Genomic DNA, 24,271 nt, shown 5'->3' with positions numbered 1-24,271 from the left:
TGGAAGTTCACCCCGGCCGACCTCGAGGACCTACTGACCCGGATCGAGCGACACGAACAGAAAGAGCGCAACTCCCAGCAGCTCACCGGCTGCGACCATCAGCCTGCCTTACTCGACGCAGCCGCGTAACCCCCGAGAGATTTACGCAGACGACCACTAAGACTTACACCGGCAAAGCAGCGGGTGTCCTGCCCGTCCTACGGAAGCGCAGGCACAACCGGGTGGTGCCATCACTGAGGTCGACACTGACCTCGTCACTCAGCCGGCGCATCAACCAGATCCCAACGCCCCGCCAGGTGAACGCGTCCGGGGCGGGCTTGTCGGCCAGGACCGCCTTGGCCAGCACGCCGGTCGCGTTCACGACCTAGGCTCACCCCGTCGTTGTCGCTCCAGGCGATCAAGGTGCCGTCTCCGCCGTGTTCCAGCACTTTGGTGGCGGCCTCGCTCGCCGCGATCACCAGATCCATCAGCCGCTCGCCGGTCAGCCCGGCGCCCACGCCGAAGGTTCGCACACACTCCCGCAGCGTGACGAGGTCGTCCGCTCCCTATCACGTCCACGACCTGCGCCCCTACTGGGACACCTTCCGCACCCGCCACCCGCAGTGGAAGCTGCAGATCCGGTGGCCCGGTCCTGTTCGCCGAGCCGCGGGTGGTGGCCGTGGCCACCGACCACGAACTCACCCGGCTTACCACGGTCTCGCTGGACATGGTCGCCGACTTCCAGCATGCGAACCCCCCAACGTGGACGGACAACTGGGCCGACGGCTACGTCCCGTCCCACACCCGCTCGGGGCGGCGGATCGAACGCGGCCCGCTGGTACACAACACGGAGGAGGCTCTCACCCTGGCCAGCACCGGGGACCTCGTCAGCCTCTTCCCCGCCCACATGAGGCGCTATTGGAGCCGGCCCGACATCGCCTACCTGTCCGTCACTGACATCGCCGCCCTGCCGTATGCACTCGTGTGGCGCACCGAGACCGAGAACGACCCCATCCGGGCCTTCGCCCGAGTCGCCGCCGACATCGGCACCCTTGCCATCTGAGCCGCGCATCCTGGGCACATCGCGTTGGTCACGCCTGCTGGCAAGATCCCCGTCCCGCCTGGGTGGCACTACCGCTGGCGGAGATCCGCGGAGATGTACGTGATAAAGGCCTATTATCACGTACATGAGCGATCATGGCGGCGCGGCGACCAGGGGAACTCGTCACCGGAGCGGTGCGCGACTCATGCACGTTATCAGGTACATCGCCGCAACCGTCGCGCAGCGGCCAGCATGAGCGCCGTCCCGAAGATCGCCGCGATACGGGGTGGGGACGTCAGCCTCGCCGCGGCCGCCGACGCCTTCCTCGCCACCGCGCGCACGGCCAACCCCAACACCCACCGCGCCTACGCCTCGGCCATCGACCGTGTCACCGCCCGGCTCGGCCGCGACCGTCCGCTCGCCGATGTCGCCGACGCCGAGATCGGCGCCGCGCTCACCGAGCTGTGGGGCCGATGCGCGCCGGCGACCTGGAACCGCAACCGAGCTGCCGTCACCTCCTGGCTCTCCTGGTGCCAGGCCAAGAAGCGCTGGACCGCCCCGTCGGTCCCAGCCGATGCCGAACGCCGCAAGGAAACCGCCGACGAGACCCGCGCCGTGGCCAAGACCACCATGCACCGGCTGCTGTCACGCCGCGACATCCCCCTGCGGGAGCGGGCGCTGTGGCAGATGCTCTATGAAACGGTGGCCCGGGCCGCCGAGATCCTGGCGCTCAACGTCGAGGACCTGGACCTGGAGTACCGGCGTGCCCCCGTCCGCTCCAAGGGTGGCGCGATCGAGTGGGTGTACTGGGATAGCGGCACCGCCCACCTGCTGCCCCGCCTCCTCCGCCTCCCCGACGGCAGCACGCGCACCCACGGTCCGCTGTTCCTGTCCGAACGCCGCCCGGTCCCCGCTCGCCGCCCGGCGGCTGGCGACATCTGCCCGCACACCGGCCGCGCCCGCCTCGGCTACGACCGCGCCCGCGTCCTGCTGAACAAGTACGCCGGCCTCGACCTGCACCAACTGCGCCACAGCGCCGCCACCCACCTCGGCGACGCCGAAGTCCCGCTGCAGCTCATCATGGGCAAGACCCGGCATAAGAATCCCCGCACCGCCATGCGCTACGTCAAACCCGGCGCCGAAGCCATCGCGGCCGTCACCACCCACCTCGCGCCGCCGCGCCGTACGCACTGACCAGCTCTTTTCCTGAAGAGAAGGGAGAATTGCCCTGCTCTGACCTACGTGGTCTGCCCGCTCGTCGCTCATCGCCCCGCATCCAGGCGCGCTGTGGCTTCCGCGCCCCAGGAATCGGCATCAGTGCAGGTCAGCGAAATCCGACCAAAATTTCTCCCGGACTACAGGGAGGCCCCGCCGCCGCGACCTGGACGCCGCCCTGCCCCGCCTCCGCGAGGACCTGGCCGCCGTGCGCGGGCTGATCTGCGCCTTCCTGCGACTACGCAGCGGCGTCATCGCCGCCCTCGCGCACGGAATCGCGATCTTCCTGCTGGCCGGCGCGCTGGTCTGAGCCGCCGAAACTGAACTCCCCAGCCGCGGTCCGCCCGGAGTTTGCCGGTCTGGTCGCGCACGTGCAGCGGCCGGGGGCGATGACGGGCGCCGGGCGGGGTAGCGGGGCGGTGTGCCGACCGCGTCCGTCACCACCCCGGCCGACCGCGCCGGCCTGGCGCGCCGCTGGGCCCCCCGCCTGATGGCCGCCATGACCGGCGCGTGCCTGGCCCTCGTCTTCCCCGCCGTGAACGCTTGGTGGTGGACGTGGTTCGGCCTCGTGCCGTTCCTGCTCCTGGTAGCCCGCGCGGCGACGTTCCGTGAGGCGGGATGGCGGAGCTGGTGGGCATCGGCGGGCTTCTTCGCAACGCTGCACCACTGGGTGCTGCCGTTCCTGGGCGTGTACTGGCCGCTGGCGGTGCTGGTCATCGGGCTGGTGTGGGTGCCGTTCGGGCTGGTCGCCTACGGGCTACTGCGGCGTCTCTCCCCGGCCAGAGCGGGCGTGGCTCTGCTGGTACTGCCCTCGGTGTGGGTGGTCGTCGAGGCGCTGCGTTCGTGGCAGCACCTCGGCGGGGCGTGGGGGCTGCTCGGGTCGAGCCAGTGGCAGGTGCGGCCGGTTCTGGGGCTGGCCGCGCTCGGCGGGGTGTGGCTGCTCAGTTTCGTTCTGGTCGCGGTCAACGCCGGGCTCGCGATCGCCGTGCTGCCGGATGCGGGGCGGCGGGTACGGCTGGCCGGCGGGGGAGCCGTCGTCGTGCTGGCCGCGTTCGCCGTGTGCTCCGGGCTGGTACGGCCCGAGCCCGCCGTGACGGGTGTGATGCGTGTGGCGGGCGTGCAGCCTGGCCCTGTGCCCGGCCCGGAGCGGCGCGTGGCCGCGCACCTGCGGCTGACCGGCGAGCTCGCCGGCCGTAACCCCGACGTGGTGGTCTGGGGGCAGAGCAGCGTCGCCCTCAACCCCGCCCGGCGTCCGGACGTGGACCGCCTGCTTCGCCGGGCAGCCGCCGATGTGGGCGCCGATCTGCTGGTGAACGTGGACGCCGCGGATCCCTCCGGCCGGATCGCCAAGTCGGCCTACCAGTACACGCCGGACGGGGTCGTGAACACCTATGTCAAGCGGCGACTGGTCCCGTTCGGCGAGTACATCCCGCTGCGTCCGGTGCTCGGCTGGATCGCGGGGCATACCGAGGCGGCCGAGCAGGACCGGATCACCGGCGCCGGGCCGGCCGTGTTCGAGGTGGCCGGACGCCGGGTGGGGCCGCTGATCTCGTACGAATCGACCTTTCCGGACCTGCGGCGCGGCCTGGCTCGCAGGGGCGTGGACGTGACAATCACGCAGGGGTCGCTGACGACGTTCCACGGGAGCTGGGCGCACGCGCAGCAGGCGAGCTTGGAGGCGCTGCGGGCGGTCGAGTCGGGCCGGCCGGCGGTGCTGGTCGAGCTGGACGGCACGTCGGCGGCGTTCGACGCGCGCGGCGGACGGCTGGCCTGGTTCCCGCCCGAGTACCGCGGCGCGTTTGTGGTGGACGTGCCGCTGTCGGCCGAGGAGACGCCGTACGTGCGGCTGGGCGACTGGGTGCCCGTCCTGGCGGGCGGGATCGCGTTCGGCGCCGGGGCCGCAGCAGCCGCCCGGCGGATCACCGGCCGTGCTTATGGAAGGCTGTGATGCCATCACGACGCGCATCGACGACAAGGTTGACGCGGCGGGCTTCAGCTTCCTGCCCCTGCTGCTGGTGGTGCCGGTGGGCGCTTTGGCAGATAGACAGGCTCGGCATTTTTGTCAGTCACGCCTTCCCGGCCACTCTGGGCGGTCCTCGACTGGCTGTGTGCGAGAGGCGGTGCGGTGGCGGACGGCGGCGCGGGACCGCGGTGGTGGAACCCACAGCACAGCGGCGGCCACGAGCGCGGAGAAGATCAGCAGGATGCCCGCCAGGATCTCGAGCAGCACGGTGATCGACATGAGGACTCCCCCCTCGGCCTCGCCTGGAGGCGGTCACGAGGACGAAGGTCTTCCCGCACCCTCCCTGTCGGCCAGGCCGCGCCGGCCGGACCTTAGGAGGGCCATCCCGCCGGGCCTGTCCAGGCGTGCAGACCGTGATGACGACCGGGATGCCGGATGGCGGGTACTCCCCTTGCGTGCTCCTTCCACTATCGGCCCGGCTTGCGGCGCCGGTCAAACGCCGGTGATCGCCCTCAAGGCAGCCGCCGCACTGGAGCTGACCAGGAGGTTCGCCTACCCTGGAAGGGCGAGGGGAGTACTTCCCAAGAGCCGGCTCGGTCAGTACGGGCGTGACCTCGTCCCCGGGCGGCCGCCCGCACGGTCGTGGGTGAAGGAGACCTCGAACGGCCCGCCGCGTTCGAGGAGGTTCCATGCCCGCCCTGATGAGTCTGATGACAGCCGCCCCGCTGGAGACGATCGGCTCGCCGCAGCTGTGGGCGATCACGGTTGGCTGCCTCGCGCTGCTGCTGGGCGCGGATTTCCTGCTGACGCGGCGGCCGCACGAGGTGCGGATGCGGGAGGCGGTCGGCTGGTCGGTCTTCTACCTGGCGCTTCCCCTGCTGTTCGGCCTCTACGTGTGGCGCGGGTTCGGGCCGCAGGCGTCGGTGGAGTTCTACACCGGGTACGTGGTGGAGAAGTCGCTCTCAGTGGACAACCTGTTCGTGTTCATGCTGCTGCTGTCGGCCTTCGCGGTGCCCCGCGAGCTCGCCCAGCGGGTGCTGCTGTACGGCATCATCGGGGCACTGGCACTGCGCGCGGTCTTCATCGCTTTGGGCGCGGCCGCGCTACAGAGCGGCACCTGGGCGTTCCTGCTGTTCGGCGCCATCCTGATCGTCACCGCAGGCAAGATCCTCGCCGACGCGCTGAGCGGCAAACAACAGGAAGTGGACATCTCCTCCATGCGCACGATCCGGCTGCTGCGGCGCTTCATGCCGGTCACCGGCGACTACTGCGGCTCCCGCCTGACGGTTCGCGAGGATGGTCGGCGCGCCCTGACCCCGCTGACGCTGGCCATCGTGGCCGTCTTCGCCACCGACATCGTCTTCGCGGTCGACTCGGTGCCCGCCGTGTACGGCGTCACCGAAGATCCTTTCCTCGTCTTCGCCACCAACGCCTTCGCCCTGCTGGGCCTGCGGGCGCTGTACTTCGTGCTGCTGGGCGTGCTGGAGAAGCTACGCCACCTCAACCACGGGCTCGGCGTCATCCTGGGCTTCATCGGAGTCAAACTCGCCCTGCACTGGGCGCACGGCATCTGGCCCACAATCCCGCAGATCCCCACCCTGGTCTCACTCGGCGTCATCATCGTGGTCCTGACGACCGTCACGATCACCAGCGTGCACGCCAACCGCCGCGACGCCCGCCGCGATGTCCAGCGTGCCACCGCCCCGCCCTCGGACGGTTAACTCGGGTGACACGTGATTTCGCCGCCTCCTGTTGGTCTGAGCGGAGCTCGTGGTGACTGCTCGGCGCTGTCGGTGCGTCGGCCGGCTGGTGGCCTGCGTCAGGCTGCGAAACGGCGGGAACAGGTCGACCAGCTGTGTAACGGTCAGCAGGCGGGCCAGTGGCTCTTCCCTGCTGCGGCCACCACGGCCACCACGGAGCACACTCCTTGTACCGCGCCCACGTTGCCACAGTGGGGCTGTGTGACCGCCTTGGTCAAAGAGCCGCCGCCCCTGGACCTGGCCGCGCGTTTCCACTGGGCCGACCGTCGCCTGATACCAGTTGACTGAGATACTGACGCCGACTCCCGATGACGCCTTCGAGATGCTGCTGGAGGGCAACCAGCGGTTCGTCACCGGCTCGCCCGAGCACCCCAACCAGCACGCCGCACGCCGCACCGAGACCACACCGGCTCAAAGTCCCTTCGCGGTGCTGTTCGGGTGCTCCGATTCCCGGCTGGCCGCCGAGATCATCTTCGACCGGGGACTGGGTGATCTGTTCGTGGTCCGCACGGCCGGGCATGTGGCCGGTGCGGAGGTGCTGGGCAGCATCGAGTATGGGGTGAGCGTGCTGAACTGCCCGCTGGTCGTGGTCCTGGGCCATGACTCGTGCGGGGCCATCGCCGCTGCCTGCGCCGCCGCCGACGGTGGCAAGGCCCCCGCCGGCTTCGTCCGTGACGTCGTCGAGCGGGTGATGCCGAGCGTGCTGGCGGCCCGCGCCGCCGGACGCGACCAGCCCGAGGAGATCCTCCACGAACACATCCGGCACACCGTCGACCTGCTGCTGGACCGCTCCCGTGTCCTGGCCGAGCGGGTGGCCGCCGGACGCCTCGCCGTGGCGGGCCTGTCCTACCGGCTGGCCGGCGGCAGCGCGCGGCTGGTCGCCTCCCAGGGCCTGAGCAGGGCTGTCGCCTGCGCACGGTGACACCCGCTGCCGGACGCCTCGCTTGTCCTACGGGCAGGCCCGCGCGCTGCTGGACGAGCAGACCGCGGTGCGCGAGCCCCGGAACGGGCTGGGACCTGCATGAGTGGCGGCACTCCTCGCTGACCCACCCCGGACAGCAGGGCGCCTGGCTGCTGATGCTCATGGCGAAATCGAGCACGTGGATGCCGTGCGCACAGGGATGAGTGTGCCAGGGGTTGGTGAAGCCGGCGCGGTAAACAAGCTTCATGACCGGCATGCCGGTATCGGGGTCGGACATCAGGGGAAGCGTGTCCAGTTCGGCGTTGATTTGAGGAATGGGAAACCTCCCCCGATCCGCAGTAGTGGTGTCGATGACGGTCAAGGGTACGGTTTGGTTGGACATGACGGAGCCCTACTCCATACCGGGGGTCCGGAATGTGCGGAGCGCATTCATGGGTGTGGTGTTTTCGTTCTATATCGCCCGTAATGAGGCCGTGTTAAATTGTATCCAGCCAGAACCGTTGCCCCGTGACACCAGCGTTTCATCTGGGACTCGACCGATGTGAGGTATTGGCAACCCCCCTTTATTCCGGATGACTTCGTTTGGCAATCTGCAAGGGCTGGAGTTGGGCCCCACAGGCAGCGGCGAGGTGTCAAGACCTCGGCGCCTGGCATGGAGGCGGTCATGCCCGAGATGTATTTCGATGTGCGCTGGCCCGACGGTGTGACCCAGCGCTGCTATTCTCCCTCCACGGTAGTCGGGGATTATTTCGCCCCGGGCGGTGAATACGAGCTCGCGGATTTTGTCGAGCGCAGCCGTATAGCCCTCGGCATCGCCGGGGAGCGCGTACGGGAGAGGTTCGGCTTCTTCTGCACCGGCGCCTCCGACCAGCTCACGCGGATCGAACAGACCGCCGCGGCGTATGCCTCCGTCAGTGGGGCCAGGGTGACGGTCGAGTCCCTGACCGCCGACGGCGGGAGTACACGGTGAGCCCGGCGGAACGTCTGGCCGGCCGCCACTACCCGGTGGCCGTGGTCGGCGGTGGCCAGGCAGGACTCTCGGTGAGCTACTGCCTGCGTCAACGCGGTATCGAACACCTGGTCATCGAGGCGCACCGGGCCGGGCACGAGTGGCGCGAGCGCCGCTGGGACTCCTTCTGTCTGGTGACCCCCAACTGGCAGTGCAGGCTGCCCGGTTTCCCCTACCAGGGGGACGATCCGGACGGGTTCATGGTCCGCAACGAGATCGTCCGGTACCTGGAGGACTACGTGGCCTTCTTCCGGCCGCCGCTGGTGGAGGGTGTGTCCGTGGTCCGGCTGCGGCGCGACACGAGCGGGGTGTTCGCACTCTCCACAACCGCAGGAACCTTCACGGCCGACCAGGTGGTGGTCGCCACCGGCCCGTACCACAAGCCGTCCATCCCGCCGATGGCCCAGCGCCTGCCCGACGGCATCACGCAGGTGCACTCCTCGCGCTACCGCAGCCCGGACCAACTGCCCGAGGGCGCGGTCCTGGTAGTCGGCACCGGCCAGTCCGGCTGCCAGATCGCCGAAGACCTGCACCTCGCCGGACGCCAGGTGCACCTGGCCGTCGGCAGCGCACCACGCGTGGCCCGCTTCTACCGCGGCCGCGACTGCGTGGCCTGGCTCGACCGCATGGGGCACTACGCCAGGAGCATCGACGAGTTCGACGACGTCGACGCCGTGCGCATGCGGGTCAACCACTACGTCACCGGCCGCGACGGCGGCCGCGACATCGATCTGCGCGCCTTCGCCCGCGACGGCATGCGGTTGTACGGGCGGCTGAGCGCGATCAGCGGTACGGCATTGGAGTTCGCCGGCGACCTGAAAGTGAACCTGGACCACGCCGACGCCGTGGCCGAGGGCATCAAGGACGCCATTGACGCGTACATCACCGCCGTGGGCATCGCTGCTCCGGAAGAGCCTCGGTACGTACCGGTGTGGGAGCCGGACGAGAAGCCGGACTCAGTGGATCTGGAGGCCGCCGGGATCACTTCCATCGTGTGGTCGACCGGGTTCCGGCGCGACCACCGGTGGATCGAGGCTCCCGTCTTCGACGGCCGGGGCTATCCGATGCACTGGCGGGGCGCGAGCGGTGTCCCCGGCCTGTATTTCCTGGGCCTGCCCTGGCAGTACTCGTGGGGTTCGGGACGGTTCGAGGCGGTGGGCCGCGACGCGGAGTTCCTGGCGGACCACATCGAAGCCTCGCGCCGCCTGGCGGATGTGTGCGGCACCCTCACCGGCGCGCCCAGCGAGCTCGCCTCAGCCCTCCCGATCGGCTGACGGCCATGGTCCACGACGCGCACCGTCACATCGGCGTCCTGCCCGCCTATCCCTTCTACGGCGGGCCGCCCGTCAACCCGGACACCACCGCCCGCGCCACGGTCAAACAGCTGATCGCCGACCTGGACGCGGAGGGCACCGAACGCGCCCTGGTCATCCCCAACTACGGCGTCCCCGACCCCGACATCGCCTTCTCCTTCAACGAGTTGGCGGTGGAAGCCGCCCAGAGCGACGACCGGATCCGTGCCGGCCTGTGGGTCTCGCCTCGGCCAGAGGACCAACAGCGCACCACACAGGCACTGACGTTGGCGGGCGAGCCCGGGGTGAAAGCGCTCAAGCTCAGCTTCCTGCTGGGCGGCCGCCCCACGGATCCGGCCTGCCGACCGCTGCTCGACCGCATCTTCGCCGAGGCCGCTAGCCGCGACCTGGTGGTTCACGTGCACACCTCTCCCGGCGCGGCCTCCGACATCGACGAGGTCGGCCACCTCGTCGACTGGTACGCCGACCAGGTCCCCGTCCATCTCGTGCACTTCGGCGGCGGGATGAGTGGCCACATCAAGCTCGCCGGCTCCCGGTTCTTCGACTGGATCACCGCCGGCAAACGCGTCTACACCGACCTGTCCTGGGCCATCGGCTTCACGCCCCGCTGGCTGACTCAGGAAATCGAGCGTCGCGGCATCGGCCACGACCGGGTGCTCTTCGCCAGCGACCAGCCATGGGGCGACTTCACCGGCGAGTACGCCCGGCTCGCCGAAGCCACCGGCGGCGGCGAACTCGGCGCGCTCGTCTTCCGGGACACCTTCGCCGCGCTCTACGACTGACCTCCCCCTTCACCATCCCGTATGCAAGGAGACAGCCATGTCCGACTCCACCGTCACCGCCGAACTCTCCGACGTCGAGCAGAAGTCCCTCAACGAAATCCCGCACCCCTCCCTGCCGGAGGGCTCCAACATCTACGGCTCCACCAAGGTCTTCCCCGATTACCAGGCCGAGAACGGCGAGACCTACTTCACCCTCGTCCACGGCATCGCCCACGAGTCCTCGGTGTCCTTCGTCGCCGTGCTGCAGGCCACCCGCGCCCTGCGCAAGGGCTTCGAGACCGCCATCTACTTCTACGGCCCGGGCTCTCTCAACTGCCTGGCCACCCGTGGCTTCCCGACGGTCGGCAACTCCGCCTTCCCCGGCGAGCACAACATCAACAACCAGCTCAAGACGTTCATCGCCGAGGGAGGCAAAGTCTACTGCTGCCGCTTCGGACTGTCCCTGCACGGCGCCCGCGAGGAGGACCTCATCGAAGGCGTCATCCCCACCCACCCGCTGGACGTCCAGGACGCGCTGATCCACTACGCGCGCAAGGGCGCCATCATCAACTCCACCTACCAGCTGTAAGGCGGCCGCTGTGAGCGTTGGCACCGGATCGACGGCGGTGGATGTGCGGATCACGACCCGCGCCGAACTCGCCCTGCGAGGTGTCGCCTTCGACGCACCCGTACAGCGGCCGACCGGCGCGGGGCCCAGCGACGACGGACACGTCCTCATCGACGGTGCCAGCGCCGCTCTTCCCCGCAACCCCGACAGCCCCTACTCCGTACGGGACGGCAAGGTGTGGCTCGGTGACGAGGACACCGGGATCTCCTTCACACCCGTCCAGAGACCCAAGTTCTACGACCTGACCACAGCCGACGGCACCCGTTACGAACAGATCGCCCGCCTGCACGGGTCAGACGTCCTGGCCACCACCGTCGTCCAGACCTGCATCCGCTACGCCGAATCCGACCGCTGCCGTTTCTGCACCATCGAAGAGTCCCTGCGCTCCGGAGCCACCGTGGCCGCGAAGACCCCGGCGCAACTCGCCGAGGTCGCCGAGGCCGCCGTACGGCTGGACGGCATCAAGCAGATGGTCATGACCACCGGCACCACCACCGGACCCGACCGCGGCGCCCGCAACCTCCTGCGGTCGGTCCGGGCGGTGCTCAAGGCCGTACCCGATCTGCCGATCCAGGTGCAGTGCGAACCGCCCGGCGATCTCGCCTGGGTCCGCGCGCTGCGCGATGCGGGTGCCACCGCCATCGGGATCCACGTCGAGTCCCTCGATGACGACGTGCGCCGACGCTGGATGCCCGGCAAGTCCACGGTCCCGATGGCCGAGTACGAGGCCGCGTGGGACGAGGCGGTGCGCGTCTTCGGACCCAACCGCGTCTCCACGTACCTCCTCGTGGGACTCGGTGAGGACCCCGACGAACTCATCGCAGGCGCGGGCAGGCTGATCGAGCGAGGGGTGTACCCGTTCATCGTCCCCTTCCGCCCGATGAGCGGCACCCTCGCCGCCCGCGACGGCGTCCGGGCGCCCACCACGGAACTCCTGCAGTACGTCACCGAGGGCGTCGCCGCGAAGCTGCGCGCCTCCGGAATGAGTGGCATGGACCAGAAGGCCGGCTGCGCGGCCTGCGGGGCATGCAGTGTGCTGCAGGCAGCAGGCGGGTGAACGCCGTGTACCTCGACGGTTCCGTCATCGCGCCGGCCGCGGACGGGCCGCAGGACATCCTGGCCCTGCTGGGCGACCGCAACACGCTCGCCCGGCAGCCCGCCTTCCGCATCGAAGAGGCGGAAGGCACAACGGACGTGGCCGCCTACCGGCAGTTGCGCCGTGACGCCTTCGTCCACGAGCAGGAACTCTTCGCCGGCAATGACCTGGACGACCGCGACACCGACCCTCGGACCATCGTCCTGGTCGCGAAGGACCCGGAGGGCACCGTGGTCGGCGGGGTACGCCTCTGCCCGGTCCACGACGGTCCCGACATCGGCTGGTGGCAGGGCGGCCGCCTCGTCGTCGCCCGCCGTGCCCGCGGCCCGCACGGCATCGGCGCCATGCTCGTCCGGGCCGCCTGTGCCCGAGCGGAAGCCGAGGGCGTGCTGAGGTTCGACGCGACCGTCCAGACCCGCAACGAGCTGCTGTTCAAACGCCTCGGCTGGCAGCGGGTCCGGGACACGACGTTCGCGGGCGTGCCGCACGTGCTCATGCGGTGGCCGATCAGCCGGATCGCGGCGCAGGCGGCGGCCACGAAAGCCGCGCTGGGCCCCCTCCTCGCCGCGCTACCCGCTCCCGCGGGCTTCGTCGGCGATGACGGCGCTCCGGTCCCCGGCACGGACGTGATCGCCGCGTGCGACGCGATCGTGCCGTCGATGGTCGAGCGGGACCCGGAGTGGGCAGGCTGGTGCGCGGTCCTCGTCAACGTCAACGACCTCGCAGCCATGGGTGCTTCACCACTTGTGCTGCTCGACGCGGTCGGCGCGAAGGACGCCGAGCACGCCGCGCGCATCCTCGCCGGGCTCCGGCGGGCGGCAGAGGCGTACGGCGTGCCGGTGATCGGCGGGCACACCCAGTTGGGGATACCGGCCGCGCTGTCTGTCACCGCTCTGGGCCGCACCCGATATCCGGTGCCCGGCGGCGGCGGACGTGCCGGGCACGTCCTGCGGCTCACCGCCGACCTCGGCGGCGGCTGGCGCCCCGGCTACCAGGGCCGCCAGTGGGACTCGACCACTCACCGCCGTGCAGACGAACTCCGCGCGATGACAGGCTCGGTGTCCGCCGCCCGGCCCGCCGCTGCCAAGGACGTGTCCATGGCCGGGATCGCCGGCACCCTCGGCATGCTCGCCGAGGCGAGCGGCTGCCGCGCGGTGCTCGACGTGGCGGCCGTGCCCCGGCCCCGAGGCGCGACCGTGGGGGACTGGTTCACCTGTTTTCCGGGCTTCGCCATGCTCACAGCCGACACCGAGGACGCGCCGCCGCTGCCCGCCGGGCCCGCGACGGGCGCCGTCTGCGGGGAACTGACCGAAGGGGAAGGCGTCGGGCTGCGCTGGCCAGACGGAGACACCACCGAAGGGGTCACCTCCACCGTGACCGGGATGGGAACCGCATGACCACCCTGCGCATGGCGGCCGTCGCCGCCGAGTTCGGCCGCGACCTGGAGGAGGACTTCCAGATCGCCGAACGGCTGATCAAGGAGGCCCGGGAGGAGGACGTACGACTCCTGGCGTTGCCCGAGGCATGCCTCGGCGGATATCTGCTCAGCCTCGACGACGACACGGTCCTCGACGAGGGCCCGCCCCCGCTCGCCCTCGACGGCCCCGAGATCCGCCGGCTGGCCGCCCTGGCCGGGGAGATGACCGTCGTCGCCGGCTACTGCGAAGCGGCCACAGACGGGCGCCGCTACAACAGCGTCGTCTGCGTCACCGGCGACGGAGTCCTCGGCAACCACCGCAAGGTCCACCAGCCGCTCAGCGAAGACGCCAGCTATGCCTCCGGCGACCGCTTCCACGCCTTCGACACCCCGGTCGGCCGGATCGGCATGATGATCTGCTACGACAAGGCGTTCCCGGAGTCCGCCCGCGCCCTGGCCCTCGACGGCGCCGAGATCGGGGTCTGCGTCTCCGCGTGGCCCGGATCCCGCACGAACAAGGCCGCCAACCTGGAAGAGGACCGCTGGAAGCGCCGCTTCGACCTGTTCGACCGGGCCCGGGCCTTGGAGAACCAGATCGTGTGGCTGTCGGCCAACCAGGCGGGGATCTTCGGGTCGCTACGCTTCGTGGGCAGTGCCAAGGCCGTCGATCCCGGCGGCGAGATCCTCGCCGAAACCGGCGTCACGGCCGGAATCGCCGTCGCCGAACTCGACATCCGCCAGGCCCTGGAGACCGCCCGCCGGTCAATGGGGCACCTGCGCGACCGGCGCCCGGACACCTACAGACCCGCAGGAGCAGCAACCACATGAGCACGATCCGGATCGCGGCCGCGGCCGCCCACTTCGGCCGCGACCTGGAGTTCGACCTGGCCCGCATCGCCAAACTCATCGGCGACGCGCGCGCTTCCGGCGCCGGACTGCTCGTCCTGCCCGATGCCGCCCTCGGTGGCTACCTCGCCGACCTGCGCCACCCCGACCCCGAGGCCCTGCCCCCGGCCCTCAAGCCCGACGACCCGCTCATCCTCCAGGTCGCCCACTTGGCCGCCGAGATGGTGGTGTGCGTCGGCTACTGCGAGGACGGCGGAACCGAGCGCTACAACGCCGCCGTCTGCGTCACCGGCGACGGAATCCTCGGCCGCCACCGCAAGGTCCACCTCCCGGCCGGGGAGACCGCCGCCTACACCGCCGGCGACCGCTTCGACGCCTTCGACACACCCGTCGGCCGCCTCGGCATGCTCATCGACTACGACAAGACCTTCCCCGAGTCCGCCCGCTCCCTGGCCCTGGACGGAGCCGAGATCCTCGCCTGCCTGTCCGCGTGGCCCACCAGCATCACCAACCGCGCCCCACGCATGGCCCAGGACCGCCAAGCCAAGCTGTTCGACCTGTACGACCAGGCCAGGGCCGCCGAGAACCAGGTCGTCCTCGCCTCCTCCAACCAGACCGGCGCCATGGGCGGCATGCGCTTCCTCGGCCAATCCAAGGTCGTCGGTCCCGGCGGCGACATCCTCGCCCGCACCTGGGCCAAGGCCGGCCTCGCCGTCGCCGAAGTCGACGTCGCCATCGAGATCGACCGCGCCCGCCGCATCCTGCGCCACCTCGGCGAGCGGCGGCCGGACGCCTACCGGGGGAACCTCGCATGACACAGCTCAAGATCGCCCTGCTCAGTTACTCCACCAAACCGCGCGGCGGCGTCGTCCACACCCTCGCTCTCGCCGAAGCGCTCGCCGTGGCCGGGCAGGACGTCACGGTATGGACATTGGGCCGTGGCGGCGACTCCGGTTTCTTCAGGCCCGTGGATCCCGCCGTACGGCTCCGGATCGTCCCCTTTCCGGACGGCCCACCGCAGGAGACCGTCGGCGAACGGATCCTGCGCTCCATCGCCGTCCTCGGCAACGCCTTCGACCCAGCACCGTACGACATCGTGCACGCGCAGGACTGCATCAGCGCCAACGCGGTGGGTGGACGCTGCATCCGCACGGTCCACCACATCGACCACTTCACGACCCCCGAACTGGCCGCCTGCCACGAGCGAGCCATCGTCCAACCGTACGCGCACATCTGCGTGTCGGCGGCCGTCGCCACAGAACTATCCGACGGCTGGGGCATCGAAGCGGAGGTCATCCCCAACGGAGTGGCCTACGACCGTTTCGCAACCACCGATCCGGCCGCCCGCGCGAACTGGCGCTCCCGTCTTGGCCGCTACGTCCTCACCGTCGGCGGCATCGAACCTCGTAAAGGATCTTTGGACCTGCTGGAGGCGTATGCGCTCCTACGCTCCCAGCATCCCGACGTCCGGCTGGTGATCGCCGGCGGCGAAACCCTCTTCGACTACCGCGACTACCGCACCCGTTGGCAGAGCCGTGCGGCCGAACTCGGCATCGAGCCGGTCGTACTGGGCCAGGTCGCCGAAGAAGAGCTGCCGTCGCTGGTCGCCGAGGCCGGCGCTTTCGCTTTTCCCTCCGTCAAGGAAGGCTTCGGCCTGGCCGCGATGGAAGCCCTCGCCGCGGGCGTCCCGCTGGTCGTACGGGACCTGCCCGTCCTGCGCGAGGTCTTCGGCCACGCCGCCCGCGTGGCCGCCACGCCCTACGAGCTGGCCACCGAACTCGGCCGCGTTCTCGCGTCCGATGACCCTGGCCGGCGGGCCGCCGGGCGTTCCCTCGCCGCCCGCCACACCTGGGACACCGCGGCCCGCCACCACCTCAACCTCTACCGCACTCTCACTGTCCCCATCGATAGACGCCTCGCAGATCTCGGTGTTCCAGCAGCGCAGGCGTAGCGCCGCGGTCGCCCGCGCATCGAGCTCGCACTCGGCCACGTGGGGAGAGTAGCCCCGCGTGGACTTCACCACGACCGCGAACCGGGCTATTGCCGTGGCTACCGTCGCCGAGAGGAAGTCCGTGCCACAGTCGATGCGCGACCGCGCGGGCACGCCCCCAAAGGCAAGTCCTCCCAAGGGAGACGGCGCGCCTTCCGCTCGGCCGGTCTATGGCTGGTCGCTGGACGTGTCCAGACAACCTGCCGAGTTGCACGCGCCGGTGTTGAGCATGTGCACGATCGTGCTGTAAATGTGCTGCACGCCGCTGGGATCGCTGGAGAACGGATCCCGGTGGCCGATCCGGGCGACGGTATCCGCGCCCACCTGGGCACCCACCCGGTTGTTGGTCAAGTCGATGTTCGACTCTCGCGACCCGTAGAGGTTGCCGGCCTGGTCCCCGTCCAGTTCATGGGCATTGCCGAAGTCGAGGGCCTCTTCGGCGGTGAGCCCGAAGTACACGGCCATCGCCATCCACAACGCGTGCCGCAGGGCGTTGTAGACGCCTGGTCTGACGGTCACGCCGCGTTCCTTGTCGTGAACCATCTGCCTCTCGGTGAGGGTCTTGGCCAGGTCCGCCGCATCGTAGAGCGCGCCGCAGTTCGCGGGATGCTTGAGGCAGTAGTGGGCCTGGTTCGGGCCCTTGGACGAGCCGCTCGGCCCGTCTTCGGGGTTCGCGCCCGATCCGGAGGCGGGCGGGGTGTTCAAGCCGGCCTGGTCGGCGCAGCGGTCCGGGGTTCCCGTGCAGGGCCTTGGCCGCCCGCCTGCCGCGCCGCCACCGGAGATGCCGGCCGACAGCGAACCGTTCAGTCCGGCCCGGTCGGCGCAGCGGTCCGGGGTCCCCGTGCAGCCGGACGATCTTCCGGCCCGCTTCGCGGCCTTGTCGGCCGAAGCCGCACCGGCGACGGCGCCGGCGGCCACGGCCGGGCCCGGACCGCCGTCCTCGTCGCGAGGACGGAGCAGACCCGTGGGATCGGAGTAGGTGACGGGGTTGGCGTTGGCGTAGGTGTAGGCGTTCCATTGCTGCGGATCGGCGGGATCGATCAGCGGGTCCGGAGAGATGAACGCGCCCAGCGCGGGATCGTACTCACGGGCGCCGATGTGCGTGAGCCCGCTCGGGTCGTTGACTCCGTTGACGAATCCCCTGTCTCCGGCCCACCATCCGGGGCCGGTGCCGCGGATCCCGCCAAAGGGCAGGGTGCGGCGGCGTGCGGGGGAGAGGTCGGCCGACTTGATCAACGCCTCGGTGGTGTTGTGATGATCCTGGATGCTCCACGTCAGGCCCGCCGCCGTACGCACGGCGATCGTCGAGTTGGCGTGGCTGTAGTAGCGCGTGCCGCTCACGGTCGTTCCGGCGCGCCGTAGTTCCAGGCCATTTGGTAGATACAGCGTCGTGCCGCCAGGGTCCCGGCGGATCAGGCGCGCTCCGTCCACGTCGTAGACATGCGTCGTCTGACCTGAGCCGGCGAGGCGTCCTTCACTGTCCCAGGTCATGTCGGTGACCACACCGTTCACGGTGCGCCTGGTCATGTTGCCCGCGGCGTCGTACGCGAACGTGTCCGCGCCCCCGGTCCTGTCGATCCGGGTGGTGGCATGAGGTTTGCTGCCTGCTCCGCCGCCTGGCGCCGGATGCGCGTAGACCCGCTTCGTGGTGGTGGCCCCGTACCAGGTCTCGGTGTCACGTCCGCCGGTCGAGGTGTAGCTGTAGGCATGCCAGTAAGGCGCCGGCCCCCCGAGATCCGCCACCGAGGGCGCGGCCGAGCAGTCGCCCGAGGCGGGGCTCCACGCCTGGACGAGCCGTCGCAGGTGGTCATGGGCATAGCACTGGTGGTCGGCGGGCTGCCCGCCGTTGGGCGTGTCCGAGATGCGGGTCACGTTGCCGGCGGGATCGTGGCGGTAGCCGAAGTCGAGAACCTCCTGCTTGAGTTCGGGCACGACCGAGTAGGCCGTGGTCCGGCCGGTCGGCTCGTCGATCGTGGTGGTCTGCCAGACGCGTCGGTCGCCCTGGCCCACGATCCGCTGGATCACTTCGCCGCGCTGGTTGTAGACGACCTCGTTGAGGTAGGTGTGCGCCTGCGACCGTAGATAGCCGAGCGAGCCGACGGCGTTGTAGCCGAACTCCAGGGTCTCGGCCGGCAGGCCACCGGCGGCGGGCGTGCTCGTCGTCGCCACCTGCCCGTCCTGCTTGTAGGTGGTGTCGAAGGCATAGGTGCCCGCGAGCGCCCCTTCGGCGGGAGGGATGGTGATGCGCGTCGTCAGCGGGTTGCCGGTCTGGTCGTAACCGGCGACTTCGGTGACGTACTGGCTGCCGCCGTCGTGGCGGATCGCCTTGGCGAGCCTGCCGATGCCGTTGGCAGAGGTGTCGTACAGCCATTCGACGCGCTTGGGCCCGGTCGTCGAGCCGTCACGGAGACTGGTCCTCCTGCCCAGTTCGTCATAGGTGGTGGCCAAGATGCTCCCGCGGGCGTCCTTCACGGTCACCACCTGGCCCGCGTCGTCGTAGGCGGACTCGGTGACGCCCCTGTCGGGGTCCTCTGCCCGTACCTTGCGGCCGCGCTGGTCGTACAGGTATTTCCAGGTGTTTCCCGCCGCGTCGGTCATGGTGGCCAGGTCGCCACGGTGGGTGTAGGCGTACGTGGTCCGCTCGAAACCGGCGGGCGAGTGCTGGCGCAGCTCGATCTTGCGGCCTCGGGCGTCGGTGATGGTCTCGGTCTTGATGCCGCCCGTCGGCGGGGTCACCATCACGCGGTCGCCGCCGTACGTGGTGACGGTCTTCCATCTGACGGTGCCGTTCCCCTTGAAGACCTCCTCGATCGGGCGGCCGGCGCCGTCGTGGACCGTCTGCGTGACCGAGGGGATGGCCGCCGTGGGAAGCGCCAGTGTGGTGGTCGGAGGGGTGGCGTCGTGGTAGTACGGCGCCGAGGTCCAGGACGTCAGGCCGCGGGAGTCGCGGACCGTGTCGGTGATCAGCCGGCCGCCCCCGATCGCCTGGGTCTGGGTCTGACGTTCGCGTAACAGGCCGTCGAGCAGCGCCACCGAGGTCAGGTACTTGTTGGTGCCGTTCGGCAGGAGCTTGTGCATGGTGACGGCCGTGGGGGCGTTGTTGCGGACCTGGTAGGTGAACTTCAGGTTCGCGCCCAGGGCGCGGTCGCGCCCGGGCAGCCAGACCGCCTTCAGGCGGCCCAGGCCGTCGTAGGTCAGGTCCGTCCTGCCGCCGTTGGCGTCCTCGACCTGCCTGGGCTGCTGCCAGGCGGGCTCCATGCCGGCCGTCCTCGCATGGCCGGCAGGGTTGACGATCTTTACGCTGGTGACGGGACCTGCCGCGGGTGGCGTGTAGGCCGTGGTCGTCGCACGGCCGAGCGCGTCGGCACTGCGCAGAACACGACCGTTGGCGTCGTAGGCGTTGGTCGCCGTGGTGACCCAGGTAGACGCGCCGCCCTGCCACTCCTCCGTCCTGACCGGCAGGCCCCGCGTGGGGGCGGTGCCGTACGGAGCGGAGGGGTCGTCGTAGGAGGTGCGGGTGCGGCTGACCACCTCGCCGGAGGCGGCGCAGGCCGCGCCCAGCGTCTCGGACTGGCCGACCTTGTCGCGCATCCAGGCGGCCTCGTTGACCAGGTACGTGGTCCTGGTGCACAGGTCGTCGGACGGGGTCGACTCGTCGGCCAGGTCGTCCACCTCGATCGGCAGGTTGTCGTCGTTGACCCTGGTCACCGTCTTGGTCCACCGGGTGCGGTCGCCCGGGGTCAGGTGGGTGCGGCCGTAGCCGGTGGCCGTGTGCACCATGTACGCCTTCAGCGGCCCGCCGCGCACGTCGGAACCCGTCTGGCGGAAGGCGGGCTCGTTGAGCGTGCCCGACACCCACTCGCCCTGGAAACCGTTGAAGACGGTCTGCTCGCGCAGGCTCCCCGCGAGGGCGTCGTGGTCCTCCAAGGGCCTGGAGTGCGCGTCGTTCGACAGCGAATCCGACACCCACACGTCCCGCACCCCGGACGGCTGCCTGTCCCCGTCCATCCCGCGGAAGTACCGGTACTCGACGGCCGACTGGGTATCGGACTCCAGGCCGGTACGCACCCGGACCCGGCCGTAGCCGCGCCAGGTCGCCCAGGTGCGCTTGTCCTCCTCCACCAGCTCCGAGTCCGAGTAACGCCAGGCAGGCGCGTCCAGATAGTCATAGTTGGTCTGCTCGTGGGTGAATCCGCCGGTGTTGTCGTAGACGTCCACGCGGGACACCACGTACTTGTGGAACCAGTCGAGGGTCGGCTGCGATCCGGTCGGCGCGTACCACTGCGGCATGCAACGCCTGCCGTTGTCGTGGGGGGCGGGCAGGGACTCGCGGGTGCAGTCGCCCGGCAGGTACGTGATGCCGATCTGGGCGCCGCTCTCGGTGGTGATGGACGTGACGCGGAAACGGTTCAGCGCCGTCCGGCCGTCAGCCGGGCCGTCCACCCGGTTGGGGTACGGGTGGGCCCCAGGAGACAGGATCACCTCCGGATCCGACACCGCAGTGCCGCCGGCCACGCCGGATCCGGTGCGCGTGATGCCGTCCAGCCACATCGGGATGCCGTCCAGGTGGGTGGAGCCGGCGTTGAGGTAGGAGTGGCGCAGCTTCCACGACTCCACCGTCCGGAACTGCCCGCCGCCCCTGACCTGAGCCTTGATCTCCGCCAGTCGCTTACCGGTCCAGAACGTCGGTGCGAGCTGGTTCACGCACCGGGTCCCCTCCCGGCAGTACTGGTCCCACGGCGTGTCGGGCCAGGACGCCCCGATGGGCGCGCCGGCGGCGTCGTAGCAGGTGGCGCCGGAGGCACACCGGTCGGCTTCCTGGAACACGACCTGCGCGGCGGCCTGGGGCTGGTCGGTGCGGGTGCCGTACTCGATGCGGCTCAGCCATCCGCCGCGATCGTAGGTGGTGCGCTTGCCAGGGTCTCCTTCACGCCCGTAGGCGCCCTGTTCCTTCTGGTAGTGCAGGGTCATGGTGTTGCCGTGCGGATCCACCACGCGGTCCAGGTTCCAGCGCCACACCTGATCCTTGCGGGAGGCGGCGAAGTCGCCCGGCACGTGGCCCGGCTCCCCGGCGTGGTTGCCGTAGACCGGCGCCTTCCACGCCGACGAGGCGCTCTGGCCGAAGTAGTACTGCGTGCCGTCGATCGTGGTGACCCGCCAGTGGTCGTCGATCGCCTCCGTCCTGGAGCCGTCGTCCGACACGCCCTTCCACCGGCCGCCCGCGACCTCCAGCAGCTCGGTGGCGCGGCCGTTCAGCGACAACGTGGCGTTCGGCTTCCACCAGCACAGATCGCCGGTCCTGACATTCTTGTTGTTGGGGCTGCCGCCGGTGTCCCGCGCGCAGGGCTTGTAGGAACGTTCGACGTACCCGGGCCACAGGTCCCAGCCGTCGCCGATCCAGGAGCCCTGCGTGTTGGTGCCGCCGGTCCGCCCGTCCACGGTCTGGGACGAGTACGACAACGACAGCGAGGGGATCGGTCCCCCCACCCCGGGCGGTAACCGCAGCGGGTAGCTCCACGAGAACGCCCCCGACTGCTGCGACACCTGCCAGGCGGCGGCCGGAGACAGGGACGTGGCCGTGTAGTCGCCGTTGTCGCCCGCAGGCTCGGCGGCCACGGCCACCACAGTGCTCCCGCCGCCGGCCAGCTCCACCTCGCCGGACACCGTCCGCCTGGCGGCCGAGTTCTTGCTGGGCACCGGCTCGCCCGCGCCGCAGCCCGGCTGATCGGGCTTGGTCAGCGCGCACTCCGGCAACCGCACCAGCCGCAGCCGCGAGGCCCAGTCGCCCCCGTACGCCCGCGCGAACGCGCCGTAGTCCACCGACACCTCGACCTTGTCACCGGCCTTCACACTCCCGGCCGGGGCCAGCGAGACCAGCACGCCCGCCACCCCGGCCGCCTCCGTCGCGGCGCGGTCGTGGATCTGCACCGTGACCTTGCCGTCGGGAACCTGCGGCCGCGCCTCGACGGCCGCCACCCCGTTCAGCCCGGTCGCCGGGATGGGCCAGGTGACGTCGGCCGTCCCTGTCACCCGGGGCGGCTCCTTCACGTCCAGGCGGGTGCCGCCGGTCGAGTCCTTCGTTGGCACGCCGGCCACGTCCTGGGGCACGGGGGCCTTCCACTCGGGCTCGGCCACGTCCGCCGGGGTCGGCCCGGTCATCAGGGCGAGCACCATCGCCGTCACGAGGTGAACACGCATGGCTGGCTCCCCTTCCTAGGGCCGGGACAGGTCGTCGGCGATGCCGCTCTGGTTGAGCGCGCTGGTGTGGGCCGCGACTCTGTCGATCGCGCCGGACCAGAACTGCGTACGGCCGGTGCCGCCCTTGGCCGCGCCCAGCACCCAGTCGCCGGCCGCCGACCAGGACCCCTCGTACGTCTTGCGGTCCGAGCCGTCGAAATTGTGCCCGTTGACGTAGATCCGGATGAGGCGGTTCGCCTGATCGTAGACGCCTGCCAGATGAACCCAGCCGGCCGCCGTCGCCTCGTCGGAGCAGGCGGCCGTCTCGGCGCCGCCGTCACCGGCGAACATGGTGAAGCACCAGGCCGGATCGGTGCCTGGATTGTCCGGGTCGAGGTCGAGGTCGGTCCGGTACTGCAGCCGGAAGCCCGACCCGGCGGCCCCGTCCTGGGAGACGGCGGTCATCGGCGCCGCGGCTGAGGCGCCGCGGTTCACCCAGGCGGTCACCGTGAAGGGCCTGGTGGTGTCGACCACGGGCTGGCCCGCCCAGCGGGTCGCGCCGTTCAGGGACAGCGCTCCGCCGCCGGCCCTGCCCGCGGTCCAGGCCGCCGCGCCGGTCACGGCCAGCGGACGGCCGGCGGGGGAGGAGGCGGCCGAGGTGCCCGCCCCCTCGTTCAGCCCCCACTCCCAGCTCCTCGTCGCCGCGGGCGCGACCAGGAAGTCGTAGGCGACGGCGCTCGCGGTCACGTTCCCCGCCTGGTCCGCCGCCTTCACCCGGAGGGCGTTCACTCCGTCCCGGTCAGGTGTGAGGTCGCCGGTCCAGATCTGGTAGCCGGTCGGGGAGGTGCCGGTGCTGTCGAACCAGCCCTTGCCGACGCCGTTGAGCACCACCTCGAAGCGGGACGCGCCCGAGGCCGACAGCGTGAACGCGCCGGGCACGCCGATGCCGCCGCTCCACTTCCCGCTCGGCTTCGCCGGGTACGCGGCGGACGAGACCGTCAGGGCGGAGGGAGGGGTGAGATCGACTGTGAAGTCGAACCAGGGCGAATACGGGCCGCAGACGACGCTGTCGCAGCCGCGTGCCCGCCAGGAGTAGTCGCCTTGCGGCAGCGCGGGCGTCACCTGCCAGCCGCGGGGCTCCCCGACGGCGGGCCGGCTCACCGCCATGCCCGACGCCGCCTTCAACTCGCTCCTGGTGGCCCGGTCGTAGACCTCGAACTCCAGCCGGTCGAGCGTCCCCCCGTTCGGATCGCCCGGCATGGCCTCCAGGGTCGGCGTTCCCGTGCGGACCTGGGCCCCGGTGGCGTCGCACGAGTACCCGCAGCCCGCGGTGATCCGCTGCCCGGCAGGCGGGGTGGGGGCATGGTTGTACGTCACGACCAGCACCGCGCTGCCCGGGTGGTAGTACGACCAGTCGAAGTGATCGCTTTCGTCCTGCGCGCGCAGCCCCAGTGCCATCTGGGTCCAGCCGTTGCCCAGGTACCGTGCGAGCTCACCCTCCAGATAGCGGCCGCCGCCCTCGTCGAACAGCCCCTCGTCGTCCGGCTTCGGGCAGGAACTCCCCTGGTTGGCGGAGAAGTGCTCGCCCTCGATCGCGTTGTACCACGCGGCGTTGTTCCAGGTGACGCCGGGAAAATACTGGTTCTCCTCCGAACGCCACAACACGATGTCGGCGCCCGCACATGCTCCCGTGTGATCCGCGGTCACCTTGACGTACGCGTCGATGATCGTCGCCCCCACCAGCGGGGCGAGGTCGAACCTCATCAGCGACCGCCACTTGCAGGTGGTGTCCCACTGCCGCCCGACCCGCATGTTCGAGCGATGGCTCCAGTACTGGGACGTGCTGGGCTGGCAGCTGTTGACGTGCGTCCACTCGTGCTGGACGATCCCGATCGTCGGCGCGACGGACAGGGCCGTACGGGCCCGTGCCGTCCCCTGAGGCAGGATCGCCGATGCCGCCAGCGCCACGAGCAGGGCGAGCCACATCTGTAACCGACGTCTCTCGATCCGGAAACGCATCTCCATCCCTCCTTGCCGCAGTGGTGGTGAACGGCGGCGTGGCCGCGAGCACGCGACGGCGCACCTGATGGCGCAGGGCGTTGCTCTCCCCGTGGCCGGCTCCCGCTCCGCGCGGGGCCGCCGATCGAAGCCAT

General features: G+C 70.4%; 18 protein-coding genes. 14 read left to right on the top strand and 4 right to left on the bottom strand.

The genetic code is table 11. The annotated features are described in order from the left end of the window. Nucleotides 1–254: 254 nt before the first annotated feature. Nucleotides 255–512 carry a hypothetical protein gene (locus tag ACIBQ1_RS56750; RefSeq protein WP_397291441.1) on the bottom strand — a complete coding sequence of 86 codons (258 nt, stop codon included), beginning with the start codon at nucleotides 510–512 and terminating at the stop codon, nucleotides 255–257. Between the two features lie 146 nt (nucleotides 513–658). On the opposite strand from ACIBQ1_RS56750, the gene ACIBQ1_RS56745 reads away from it, so the two are divergent. The 3 genes from ACIBQ1_RS56745 to lnt all read left to right on the top strand — a co-directional run bounded on the left by ACIBQ1_RS56745 (nucleotide 659) and on the right by lnt (nucleotide 4,184). Continuing rightward, on the top strand, nucleotides 659–1,042 hold the full coding sequence (locus ACIBQ1_RS56745) for a LysR substrate-binding domain-containing protein (RefSeq protein WP_397291439.1): 384 nt from the start codon (nucleotides 659–661) through the stop codon (nucleotides 1,040–1,042). Between the two features lie 231 nt (nucleotides 1,043–1,273). Further along, nucleotides 1,274–2,215, top strand: coding sequence for a tyrosine-type recombinase/integrase (locus ACIBQ1_RS56740; protein WP_397291437.1), 942 nt, complete (start codon nucleotides 1,274–1,276; stop codon nucleotides 2,213–2,215). A 442-nt stretch (nucleotides 2,216–2,657) separates the two neighbouring features. Further along, a complete protein-coding gene (lnt, locus tag ACIBQ1_RS56735) occupies nucleotides 2,658–4,184 on the top strand; it encodes an apolipoprotein N-acyltransferase (RefSeq protein ID WP_397291435.1) in 1,527 nt (508 codons plus the stop codon). A 114-nt stretch (nucleotides 4,185–4,298) separates the two neighbouring features. Here lnt and ACIBQ1_RS56730 read toward each other — a convergent pair whose 3' ends face one another. Further along, nucleotides 4,299–4,478, bottom strand: a complete 180-nt coding sequence (locus tag ACIBQ1_RS56730) for a hypothetical protein (protein ID WP_397291433.1) — start codon at nucleotides 4,476–4,478, stop codon at nucleotides 4,299–4,301. A 410-nt stretch (nucleotides 4,479–4,888) separates the two neighbouring features. Here ACIBQ1_RS56730 and ACIBQ1_RS56725 point away from each other — a divergent pair, with 410 nt between their 5' ends. The 11 genes from ACIBQ1_RS56725 to ACIBQ1_RS56675 all read left to right on the top strand — a co-directional run bounded on the left by ACIBQ1_RS56725 (nucleotide 4,889) and on the right by ACIBQ1_RS56675 (nucleotide 15,902). Continuing rightward, nucleotides 4,889–5,920 (top strand): TerC family protein, encoded by a 1,032-nt coding sequence (locus tag ACIBQ1_RS56725; protein WP_397291431.1) that lies wholly within the window; start codon nucleotides 4,889–4,891, stop codon nucleotides 5,918–5,920. Between the two features lie 319 nt (nucleotides 5,921–6,239). Further along, entirely contained in the window at nucleotides 6,240–6,881 is a 642-nt protein-coding gene (locus ACIBQ1_RS56720) for a carbonic anhydrase (protein ID WP_397291429.1), read from the top strand. A gap of 664 nt (nucleotides 6,882–7,545) precedes the next feature. Continuing rightward, on the top strand, nucleotides 7,546–7,851 hold the full coding sequence (locus ACIBQ1_RS56715; RefSeq protein ID WP_397291427.1) for an MSMEG_0570 family nitrogen starvation response protein: 306 nt from the start codon (nucleotides 7,546–7,548) through the stop codon (nucleotides 7,849–7,851). Continuing rightward, nucleotides 7,848–9,164, top strand: a complete 1,317-nt coding sequence (locus ACIBQ1_RS56710) for an MSMEG_0569 family flavin-dependent oxidoreductase (protein WP_397291425.1) — start codon at nucleotides 7,848–7,850, stop codon at nucleotides 9,162–9,164. Before ACIBQ1_RS56715 ends, ACIBQ1_RS56710 begins: the two co-directional genes overlap by 4 nt. Nucleotides 9,165–9,169: 5 nt before the next feature. Continuing rightward, nucleotides 9,170–9,985 (top strand): amidohydrolase family protein, encoded by an 816-nt coding sequence (locus ACIBQ1_RS56705; RefSeq protein WP_397291423.1) that lies wholly within the window; start codon nucleotides 9,170–9,172, stop codon nucleotides 9,983–9,985. A 37-nt stretch (nucleotides 9,986–10,022) separates the two neighbouring features. After that, the gene (locus ACIBQ1_RS56700) at nucleotides 10,023–10,553 is read left to right on the top strand and encodes an MSMEG_0572/Sll0783 family nitrogen starvation response protein (protein WP_397291421.1); all 531 of its coding nucleotides are present in this window, start codon (nucleotides 10,023–10,025) and stop codon (nucleotides 10,551–10,553) included. A 10-nt stretch (nucleotides 10,554–10,563) separates the two neighbouring features. Further along, nucleotides 10,564–11,649, top strand: coding sequence for an MSMEG_0568 family radical SAM protein (locus ACIBQ1_RS56695; RefSeq protein WP_397291419.1), 1,086 nt, complete (start codon nucleotides 10,564–10,566; stop codon nucleotides 11,647–11,649). After that, nucleotides 11,646–13,085 (top strand): MSMEG_0567/sll0787 family protein, encoded by a 1,440-nt coding sequence (locus tag ACIBQ1_RS56690; protein WP_397291417.1) that lies wholly within the window; start codon nucleotides 11,646–11,648, stop codon nucleotides 13,083–13,085. The genes ACIBQ1_RS56695 and ACIBQ1_RS56690 overlap by 4 nt, the downstream gene beginning before the upstream one ends. Further along, nucleotides 13,082–13,933, top strand: coding sequence for a carbon-nitrogen hydrolase family protein (locus tag ACIBQ1_RS56685; RefSeq protein WP_397291415.1), 852 nt, complete (start codon nucleotides 13,082–13,084; stop codon nucleotides 13,931–13,933). Before ACIBQ1_RS56690 ends, ACIBQ1_RS56685 begins: the two co-directional genes overlap by 4 nt. Beyond that, the gene (locus ACIBQ1_RS56680) at nucleotides 13,930–14,766 is read left to right on the top strand and encodes a carbon-nitrogen hydrolase family protein (RefSeq protein WP_397291413.1); all 837 of its coding nucleotides are present in this window, start codon (nucleotides 13,930–13,932) and stop codon (nucleotides 14,764–14,766) included. Before ACIBQ1_RS56685 ends, ACIBQ1_RS56680 begins: the two co-directional genes overlap by 4 nt. After that, complete coding sequence (locus ACIBQ1_RS56675) at nucleotides 14,763–15,902, top strand: MSMEG_0565 family glycosyltransferase (protein WP_397291411.1); 1,140 nt, start codon at nucleotides 14,763–14,765, stop codon at nucleotides 15,900–15,902. Before ACIBQ1_RS56680 ends, ACIBQ1_RS56675 begins: the two co-directional genes overlap by 4 nt. 207 nt (nucleotides 15,903–16,109) lie before the next feature. On the opposite strand, the gene ACIBQ1_RS56670 is transcribed toward ACIBQ1_RS56675, so the two are convergent. Together ACIBQ1_RS56670 and ACIBQ1_RS56665 are read right to left on the bottom strand one after the other, a co-directional pair. Then, on the bottom strand, nucleotides 16,110–22,139 hold the full coding sequence (locus ACIBQ1_RS56670) for an RHS repeat-associated core domain-containing protein (RefSeq protein ID WP_397291409.1): 6,030 nt from the start codon (nucleotides 22,137–22,139) through the stop codon (nucleotides 16,110–16,112). A gap of 15 nt (nucleotides 22,140–22,154) precedes the next feature. After that, the gene (locus ACIBQ1_RS56665) at nucleotides 22,155–24,137 is read right to left on the bottom strand and encodes a LamG-like jellyroll fold domain-containing protein (RefSeq protein ID WP_397291407.1); all 1,983 of its coding nucleotides are present in this window, start codon (nucleotides 24,135–24,137) and stop codon (nucleotides 22,155–22,157) included. Nucleotides 24,138–24,271: the final 134 nt, after the last annotated feature.

Origin of the sequence: Nonomuraea sp. NPDC050153 (assembly GCF_044460125.1) — a bacterium.
In the GTDB taxonomy this organism is placed as follows: domain Bacteria; phylum Actinomycetota; class Actinomycetes; order Streptosporangiales; family Streptosporangiaceae; genus Nonomuraea.
The sequence above is the reverse complement of the archived record's forward strand: the minus strand, read 5'-3'. Positions and strand labels throughout refer to the sequence as shown.